Source organism: Devosia sp. (assembly GCF_035944845.1).
In the GTDB taxonomy this organism is placed as follows: Bacteria; Pseudomonadota; Alphaproteobacteria; order Rhizobiales; family Devosiaceae; genus Devosia_A.
Window position 1 is genome coordinate 1 of the sequence record NZ_DASZAW010000048.1, and the last position, 8,348, is coordinate 8,348.

At 65.2% G+C, this 8,348-nt stretch carries 9 protein-coding genes; 3 read left to right on the forward strand and 6 right to left on the reverse strand.

Going from position 1 to position 8,348, the window contains the following annotated elements; all coding sequences use genetic code 11:
* The 3 genes from VGV07_RS08080 to VGV07_RS08090 form a co-directional block, all read left to right on the forward strand.
* On the forward strand, positions 1-1,201 hold a 1,201-nt coding region (locus VGV07_RS08080; RefSeq protein ID WP_326868186.1), incomplete at its 5' end, for an ABC transporter substrate-binding protein.
* A gap of 127 nt (positions 1,202-1,328) precedes the next feature.
* Positions 1,329-2,267, forward strand: coding sequence for an SDR family oxidoreductase (locus tag VGV07_RS08085; protein WP_326868187.1), 939 nt, complete (start codon positions 1,329-1,331; stop codon positions 2,265-2,267).
* Positions 2,268-2,300: 33 nt separating this feature from the next.
* Positions 2,301-2,948 (forward strand): TetR/AcrR family transcriptional regulator, encoded by a 648-nt coding sequence (locus tag VGV07_RS08090; RefSeq protein ID WP_326868188.1) that lies wholly within the window; start codon positions 2,301-2,303, stop codon positions 2,946-2,948.
* A 138-nt stretch (positions 2,949-3,086) separates the two neighbouring features.
* Here the strand turns inward: VGV07_RS08090 and VGV07_RS08095 are convergent, their stop codons facing one another.
* The 6 genes from VGV07_RS08095 to VGV07_RS08120 form a co-directional block, all read right to left on the reverse strand.
* Positions 3,087-3,767, reverse strand: a complete 681-nt coding sequence (locus tag VGV07_RS08095) for an RES family NAD+ phosphorylase (RefSeq protein ID WP_326868194.1) — start codon at positions 3,765-3,767, stop codon at positions 3,087-3,089.
* On the reverse strand, positions 3,764-4,303 hold the full coding sequence (locus VGV07_RS08100) for an MbcA/ParS/Xre antitoxin family protein (protein ID WP_326868189.1): 540 nt from the start codon (positions 4,301-4,303) through the stop codon (positions 3,764-3,766). Before VGV07_RS08100 ends, VGV07_RS08095 begins: the two co-directional genes overlap by 4 nt.
* A gap of 79 nt (positions 4,304-4,382) precedes the next feature.
* Positions 4,383-5,672 carry a branched-chain amino acid ABC transporter permease gene (locus tag VGV07_RS08105; RefSeq protein ID WP_326868190.1) on the reverse strand — a complete coding sequence of 430 codons (1,290 nt, stop codon included), beginning with the start codon at positions 5,670-5,672 and terminating at the stop codon, positions 4,383-4,385.
* Positions 5,669-6,670, reverse strand: coding sequence for a branched-chain amino acid ABC transporter permease (locus VGV07_RS08110; protein WP_326868191.1), 1,002 nt, complete (start codon positions 6,668-6,670; stop codon positions 5,669-5,671). Before VGV07_RS08110 ends, VGV07_RS08105 begins: the two co-directional genes overlap by 4 nt.
* Before the next feature lie 76 nt (positions 6,671-6,746).
* Positions 6,747-7,451, reverse strand: a complete 705-nt coding sequence (locus tag VGV07_RS08115; protein ID WP_326868192.1) for an ABC transporter ATP-binding protein — start codon at positions 7,449-7,451, stop codon at positions 6,747-6,749.
* A complete protein-coding gene (locus tag VGV07_RS08120; protein ID WP_326868193.1) occupies positions 7,451-8,233 on the reverse strand; it encodes an ABC transporter ATP-binding protein in 783 nt (260 codons plus the stop codon). Before VGV07_RS08120 ends, VGV07_RS08115 begins: the two co-directional genes overlap by 1 nt.
* Positions 8,234-8,348 lie beyond the last annotated feature (115 nt).

The following is an 8,348-nucleotide window of genomic DNA, read 5'->3' on the forward strand; positions in this document are numbered from 1 at the left end:
ATCCAGTATCCTTGGCCTCGCCGTTGCCGCGACCGTGCTCGGTCTCGCAGTTCCGGCGCTCGCCGAAGACGTCAAGATCGGCATTCTCGGCGATCTGACCGGGCCGATCGAAAGCCTGGCGCCGCCGATCGTTGCCGGCGCGCAGCTTGCCTTCGACCAGGTCAATGCCCAGGGCGGCATTCTCGGCGGCGGCAAGATCGTCTCGGTCACCGGTGACTCCGCCTGCGATCCGTCGGTTGCCGGCCCGGCCGCCGACAAGCTCGTCAATACCGACCAGGTGACCGCCATCGTCGGCGCTTTCTGCACCGGCGCCACCATCGGCGCGGCTACCGCCGCCGGCATCCCGGGCGGCGTCGTGCAGATCTCGCCGTCGGCTTCGGCCCCGGCGCTCACCACGCTCGAAGACAACGACCTCGTCTTCCGCACCACCCCGTCGGACGCCTTCCAGGGCGTAAAACTTGCTGACCTGCTGCTCCAGAAGGGCATCAAGGACGTTGCCGTCACCTACGTGAACAATGACTACGGCAAGGGCCTTGCCGACGTGTTCGTCGCCCAGTTCACCGCCAATGGCGGCACCGTGTCGGCCAACATCGCGCATGAAGACGGCAAGGCAGACTATCGCGCCGAGCTCGGCCAGCTGTCTTCGGGCGGCTCGCAGAACCTCGTGATCCTCGCTTACGCTTCGGGCTCGGGCAAGACCGTGCTGCAGCAGGCCATCGAAGGCGGCGAGTTCACCGCGTTCGTCGGCGGCGACGGCATGATCGGCGACGACCTGGTGACCGGGCTTGATCCGGCTGCCGTCAACGGCAAGATCATTGCCACCCGCGCCGGTGCCTATACCGGCGCTTCGGCCGATACCTACATCAAGCTGGCGACCGAAGCCGGCCAGGATCCGGCGGCAACCTACGCACCGCAGGCCTATGACGCCGCCTTCCTCCTCGCCCTCGCGGTCGAGAAGAACGGTTCGGCCAAGCGCGAAGGCCTCTCGGCTGCGCTGCGCGAAGTCGCCTCGGCTCCGGGCGAGAAGATCCTCCCCGGCGAGTGGGCCAAGGCGATCGAGCTGATCAAGGCCGGCACCGACATCGACTATGACGGCGCTGGCGGTCCGGCGGACTTCGACATGGCCGGCGATGTCGATGGCATCATCGTCGAGGTTGACGTCACCGACGGCAAGTTCGTCGAAGTGGGCCCGGTGAAGTAACCACCGCCGCCAGAGAGAGTTTGAAGGGCCCGGGAGCGATCCCGGGCCTTTTTCTTTGCTTCGCATCTTGAAGAGAGACCATCGGTCTCTTAATTAAAGACCATCGTTCTCTTATTGAGGTGCAGCCATGGGCTGGTCGACCAAGGACATTCCGGATCAAACGGGCAAACTCGCCCTCATCACTGGCGCCACCGGCGGGCTCGGTTACGAGACCGCATTGGAACTGGCGCGTGCCGGCGCCGACGTGGTGCTGACCGGCCGCAATGCCGAAAAGGGCGCCGCTGCCCTGGCCCGCATCCGCGCCGCAGTGCCGCGTGCGAAAGTGTCTTACGAGAGCCTCGACCTCTCGGCGCTTGCCAATGTCGCCGCCTTCGTCGAGCACTTTTCCGCCGCACACGACCACCTCAACATCCTCGTCAACAATGCCGGCGTCATGGCCCTGCCCACCCGGCAGGTTACCGTCGACGGGTTCGAGCAGCAGTTCGGCACCAATTATCTGGCCCATTTTGCGCTCACTGCCCGGCTGCTGCCACTGCTTGCCCGCGCCCAGGCGCCGGTGACGGTACAGCTCTCCTCGGGCTACGCCCATTCCGGCCGCATCGATTTTGACGATCTGCAGGGCGAGCGGCTCTACCGGCCCTTCAAGGCGTACGGACAATCCAAGCTCGCCATGCTGATGTTCGCGCGGGAACTGCAACGCCAGAGCGACCGCGCCGGCTGGGGCCTCAAATCCACCGCCGCGCATCCGGGTTACGCACGTACCGAGCTCATCCCCAACGGTCCGGGGACTACGGGTCTCTCCGGTTTTGCCATGCGCTTCCTCTCGCCATTGATGAGCCAGACGCCGGCCGAAGGGGCCCTGCCGCAGCTGTTCGCCGCGACCTCACCCGATGCCGTGCCCGGCGGCTATTACAGCCCCAGCCACCGCTTCGAACTGGTCGGGCCGCCCAAGGACGGACGCATCCCGGCGCAGGCAAGAGACCAGACCGTCGCCGCGCGCCTCTGGACGGTCTCCGAGCAACTCACCGGCGTCCGCTTCCCGGCGCTGGCCACGGCACCGGCTTGACAGCGGCACCGACGCGCCGCACCACAGGCCCTGATGACCAGCACAAGCTTCCAGCGGGCCCGCAAGCCTGAGGAAATCCAGGCTCGCCGCGACACCCTGCTCGCGGCGGCAGCCGAGCTGTTCGATGCCGAGGGCCCGCTCGGCGCCGGCCTCAACGCCATCGCCGCCCGCGCCGGTTTCACCAAATCCAACGTCTACCGTTACTTCGAGAGCCGCGAAGAGGTGCTGCTGAGCTTGTTTCTCGCCGAGATGGAGCGGTTGGTGCCGGCGCTGAGCGCTGCTATCGCCGCCACGCCTGAGGGGGATCTCGACGCCCTGACCCGTGTGGTTACTGCCGAGTTCGCTTCGCGCCCACGCCTCGGCCACCTCACCTCGATCCTCTCCAGCACGCTCGAGACCAACGTCTCCGAGCAGACCATCGTCATGGTCAAGCGCACCATGGGAGGCATGGCGTCCGAGATGGCCGCAGCGCTGCGCACTCGACTTCCCGGGGCATCAGCTGACGATGCCCTTTGGGCCATCACCATGATCGGCGGGCTGGTTGCCGGCCTGTGGCCCGGGGCCCACCCGGCGCCGGTGGCCGAGCGGGTGCTGTCGCGACCGGAATTCGCCCGTCACCGCCCCAGTATCGAGCGCGACCTGCCCCGCGCCGTCCGCGCGATCCTCGCCAGTATTGCTTAGCGCGCCAGCTCTGGCGCCGGAGCGGGCTGACCCCCACCCCTGTCCCCTCCCCCTAAACATGGGGAGGGAGACGATAGCCTCGATACCAGTGTTTTGGTCTCCCTCCCCATTCTTAGGGGGAGGGGACAGGGGTGGGGGTCAGCCCGCGCCGGCGCTGGAGATCACGCCGTCAAGACGCGTCGCCTCGATCCGCTTGTCGCCGACGTTGACGCTCACCTCGAGATGCTCGGCCTGCACCACGTCGAGCACCTTGCTCGGCCGGTAGGCGCACACATTGCTGCCGCCCCGGTGCCGCACGCTGTCGTAGAGCACGCCGTCCTCACCTGCCGCCCGCAATCCTTCACCAAAGGCCTGCCCGGCGTCATAGCTGTCCGCGGCATGCAGTTGAGGTTCGCTCCCACGGATATCGCGATAGCTGCCCTCGAGCCGCGCCGTGTAGCTGCGGTAGACGCGCTTTGTCGTCTCCAGCCCACGCGCCAGCGCTTCGCGCCTCAAATGATGCCCAACTTCGGCCACCGCCGTGGTGAGCGTCGCCCCGGCATACCAGGCGCCAAGATCCGGTCCGTTGAAGCGAGACCCACCCGGTGCGGCGTGGAGGAACGCCGCCATGACGATGCTCGAATTGGCCCGGCCGAACACCCACTCGTTCTGCGGCAACCGCGCCAGGCGTTGCCGCACCAGCCGGTCATTGGTCCAGCCGGCAAGTTCCATCACCGCCTCGGCGTCCGCCATGGTGGCGACAGTGTCGAACAGCCCGATCGGCGGGAATCGCGACGGGATCAGCCGGTGGCTCGGTTGCGGAGCGGGCGCGTGCATCAGCGGATGACGATGTCGCTGTCCTCGTAAGCGGTGAAGGCCGCATCGAGCGCATTGGGCGGCATGTAGAGCCCTCCGCGCGCCGCATCGAGGAAGCGCCGCACCGCCATCAGCCCATCCTGCGTGCCCGAGGTGACGAGCGTCAGCGGCGGCTGCCCGCCGAACAGCGGCGCCATATGTGGGCCCTTGAGCCAGCGCACCCCCTCGGCCTCGTCGGCAAACAGCACGCCCAGCGCCTGATGGATGCCGAACACCGCCGAGATCCGCAGCAGCGCATCGAGATCCAGCGTGAACGGCTGCAGCTCCCGCGCCAGCTTGGCCCAATGGTGATAGGTCGAGCGCGAGGGGTAGCCCAGCACCAGCCGCCGCTGCTCCTCAGTTAAGCCCCACAGCTCGGCGATGTTGAGGAACGTCCGGAGCGCCGGCCCGCTCAGCCGGCGCCGGTTGGGCGCCGAGAAGCGGCCGAAATCGACGATGTCGTCGCTGCCGTTCGCCGGAACGAATGCCGGCTGCGGCTTTTCACTGAAACCGAACTGCATGATGCGCTCCTTGTCTGGATCAAGACATAGTCCAAATCCAGACAATCTACAAGTCCACATCCAAATTTGGACCTGGGAACTAGGCTTCGCGCCGCACCACTTCCGGGATCAGGCCGCGTGGCGCGTAGCGTAGCGCGATGGTGATCACCACCCCGAGCACGAAGACGCGCATCTGGCTGGCGCGCGACTGGATTTCCGGGATCGCGCCCCAGCCCATGTCGGTCGACCAGTTCGAGATATTGTTGAACAACCACTGCGAAACCGGATCGGAAATCATCCAGGTGATGTAGATCAACAGCGCCCCGAACACTGCGCCCCAGTTGTTGCCCGCTCCGCCGACGATCACCATCACCCAGATCAGGAAGGTGTGGTTGATCGGCTGGTAGGCGCCTGGATCGTAGATTTGCTGGAAGCTCACCAGCATGGCGCCGCCGATGCCCATCAGCACCGAGCCGAGCACGAAGATTTCGAGCTGCCGCCGGGTGACGTTCTTGCCCATCGAACCGGCGGCAATGTGATTGTCGCGGATCGCCCGCATCATCCGGCCCCACGGTCCGCCATAGGCGCGCTGCACCAGGAAGAACGCCACGGCGAGGACCACGATAACCAGCCCGAGGAAGCCGAGCCGCGCATAGATGAACGAATCCGAGATCGACACGCCCTGCGCCTGCAGATCCTGCGGGATCGGCGTCGGCCATGGGATCGGCGACACGGTCAGTGTGCCGCGGGTCAGCCAGTCCATGTTCTTGAGCAGCGCCCGGATGATCTCCGAGATGCCGATGGTGGCGATGGCAAGATAGTCGGTGCGAAGCCCGAGACAGATCTTGCCCACCACATAGGCGGCGCCTGCCGCCAGGACGCCACCGAACAGCCAGCCGAGCACCGGATGGAGCCCGAGCCCACCCACCCAGCCGCCGCCGGCGCTCTCGATATAGGCTGCCGCCGGGTCGATCTGGCTGCGATAGACGATATAGGCGACGATCCAGGCGAGGATGGTGACGAAGCTCTTCCACCGCCCCTTGATGCCGATGCGGTCGGCATGCCGCGCCCCCCAGACCAGGAGGAACCCGGCCATGAACGCCAGCAGCGCCTTACCCAGCATCAGCGGCCCTTCCGAACCCCAGAACTGCGCATTGACCGGATAGGAGATGAAGGTGACGGCCGCGCCGCCCAGCATCAGCATGCCCATGATGCCGAAGTTGAACAGCCCGCCATAGCCCCACTGGATGTTGAGGCCGAGCGCAATCAGCGCATAGGCAAAGCTCTGTACCAGCAGCAGTGAGATATTGGCGGCGCCGAGGAACCAGCCGATCACCGTGAACAGCACGAACAGCCCGGCGAACATCATGAGGGAACGACGCGCAATCATGTCTGTGCTCCCTTGAAGATACCGGTCGGGCGCCACAGCAACACCACGACGAGGATGACGAAGGCCACCGTCAGCTTGTACTCGGTCGGCACCACCGCGAGGGTTCCCGGCAGTTCGAACGGCAGCACACTGCTCATCGGCCTCAGCAGCACCGACCAGTTGAAGATCGCCAGCGTCTCGGCAAAGCCGATGAGGAAGCCGCCAGCGATAGCACCGTAGGATTGGCCGAGCCCGCCCACGATCGCCGCCGCAAAGATCGGCAGGACGATATTGAATGCCAGGTCCGGCTTCAGGTTGACGTCGAGCGCCAGCATGGTGCCCGCCATTGCGGCGAGCGAACCGGCAATGATCCAGGTCACCCGCACCACCAGCTTGGTGTTGATGCCGGAGACCTGCGCCAGGTCGGCATTGTCGGCCATGGCCCGCATGGCCTTGCCGAGCCGCGAGCGGGTCAGGAAGAAATGCAGCGCCAGGACTGCCGCCGCGGTGCAGAACACCATCAGCAGTTGCGGCTGGGTAAAGTTGATGGTGCGGGTCACGCCCTCGAGCGGCACCGGAATGCGGATCAGCTGCTTCTGCTCGGTCTCGAAGAACGAATAGGTGCCCGAACCGAAAAACAGCCGGATCATCCCCTGGATGATCAGCGTCACGCCGATCGAGGCGATCAGCATGGTCACCGGACGAGCGCCGCGCTTGCGCAGCGGCGCGTAGAACCCCTTGTCGAGCCCCAGCGCAATGATTGCCGCGAGGATCATCGCCAGCGGCAGCACGAGGAAGCCGGTCGGCACGATCGGCGTGGTGATCCCCAGCGCCGTCGCCGCCATGGCGAGGAGGAAGGCAATGAACGCCCCCATGGTCATCATGTCGCCATGGGCGAAATGGGCAAACCGGAGGATGCCGAAGATCAGCGTCACGCCGATCGCGCCGACCGCATAGATCGAGCCCAGCACCACGCCGGCGACGACGACATTGTTGAAAAAGAAGATCAGTTCGTTCATCGGGGCGCCCCGGTGTGGGTGTGCGTCGCGACCTCCGGCAGTCGGCAGATGCTCGCGGAAAGTGCGGCCATGGCTGTCATCCCCCCAAGAAGCTCTTGGCGACTTCGGGATCGGCGATGAGCTCCTGTCCCGTGCCGGTGAAGCGGTTCTTGCCGGTGGCGAGCACGAAGCCGCGCGAGGCGAAGGCCAGAGCCTGCCGCGCGTTCTGCTCGACCATCAGGATGGCGACACCCGCCTTGTTGACCTTGACGATCTGCTCGAAGATTTCGATCACGTAGCGCGGGCTGAGCCCCGCCGACGGCTCGTCGAGCAGCAGCAGCTTGGGCTGGCTCATCAGTGCCCGGCCCATCGCCACCATCTGGCGCTGCCCACCGGAGAGCTCACCCGCCGGCTGCCGGCGCTTTTCGCGCAGCACCGGGAACATGTCGTAGACCCATTCCATCGTCGGCTTGAAGTCGTCGGTCCGGGTGAACGCCCCCATTTCGAGGTTCTCTTCGACGCTCATCGAGGTGAAGACGTTCTTTTCCTGCGGCACGAAGCTCAGCCCCTTGGGCACCAGCTTGTCCGGCAGCGAGTTCTGGATCGCTTCGCCGTGAAAGCTGATCGAACCCTCGGTGACTTTCAACAGCCCGAAGATCGCCTTCAGCGTCGTCGATTTGCCGGCGCCGTTCGGCCCCACGATCACCCCGATATCGGATTGCTCGATTGCGAGGTTGACCCCGTTGAGGATCGGCGCGCCGCCGTACCCGCCGACGACGTCCTTGATGTCGAGCAATGCCATTACGCGGCCTCCACCGGAGAGCCGAAATAGGCCTCGATAATTTCGGGGTTGGCGCGGATTTCCTCCATTGGACCTTCGGCGATCTTCTCGCCCTGCGCCATCACGATCACCGGGTCGCACAACCGCCCGATCAGGTCCATGTCGTGCTCGATGACGAAGAAGGTGTAGCCGAGCTCCTGGTTCATCCGCTCGATATTGGCCGCGAGATCCTGCAGCAGAGTACGGTTGACGCCCGCCGCCACTTCATCGAGCAGCACCACCTTGGCATCGACCATCATGGTGCGGCCGAGTTCCAGGAGTTTCTTCTGGCCGCCCGACAGGTTCCCGGCGAGCTCGTGCTTGACGTGCCCGAGCTTCAGGAAATCGATGACGTCGAGCGCCTTCTGCCGCACGTGACGGTCGGCTTCCTTCACCACGCCGGGCATCAGCCAGGTGCGGATCAGGCTTTCGCCCGGTTGCTCGGACGGCACCATCATCAGGTTTTCCAGCGCCGTCATGTTGGAGAATTCGTGCGCGATCTGGAAGGTGCGCAGCATGCCACGGTGAAACAGCTGGTGCGGCTTCAGCCCGGTAACATCCTGGCCATCGAAGATGATCTGCCCGCTATCGGGCTCGATATTGCCAGCGACCAGGTTGAACAGCGTCGATTTGCCGGCGCCGTTCGGCCCGATCAGCCCGGTAATCGAGCCGCGCTCGACCCGGAGCGAACAATCGTTGACTGCGCGCAAGCCGCCAAAGCGCTTGCTGACGTTCTTGACGTCGATGACTGCGTCGAAGGACACCCCGCCCCCGTCCTGATGAAATCGTTCTTCTTCGCGGCTTGTGCCGGTTTTGCGGTCATCTGCGCATATGCACAAACACCGGTCAACCAAGCACCGCGTTTCGATTGGGGGCGGC

Coding starts and splice junctions, on each gene's coding strand:
- VGV07_RS08085 (WP_326868187.1), top strand. CDS start 1,329: ATGGGCTGGTCGACCAAGGACATTCCGGATCAAACGGGCAAACTCGCC.
- VGV07_RS08090 (WP_326868188.1), top strand. CDS start 2,301: ATGACCAGCACAAGCTTCCAGCGGGCCCGCAAGCCTGAGGAAATCCAG.
- VGV07_RS08100 (WP_326868189.1), bottom strand. CDS start 4,303: ATGCAGTTCGGTTTCAGTGAAAAGCCGCAGCCGGCATTCGTTCCGGCG.
- VGV07_RS08105 (WP_326868190.1), bottom strand. CDS start 5,672: ATGATTGCGCGTCGTTCCCTCATGATGTTCGCCGGGCTGTTCGTGCTG.
- VGV07_RS08110 (WP_326868191.1), bottom strand. CDS start 6,670: ATGAACGAACTGATCTTCTTTTTCAACAATGTCGTCGTCGCCGGCGTG.
- VGV07_RS08115 (WP_326868192.1), bottom strand. CDS start 7,451: ATGGCATTGCTCGACATCAAGGACGTCGTCGGCGGGTACGGCGGCGCG.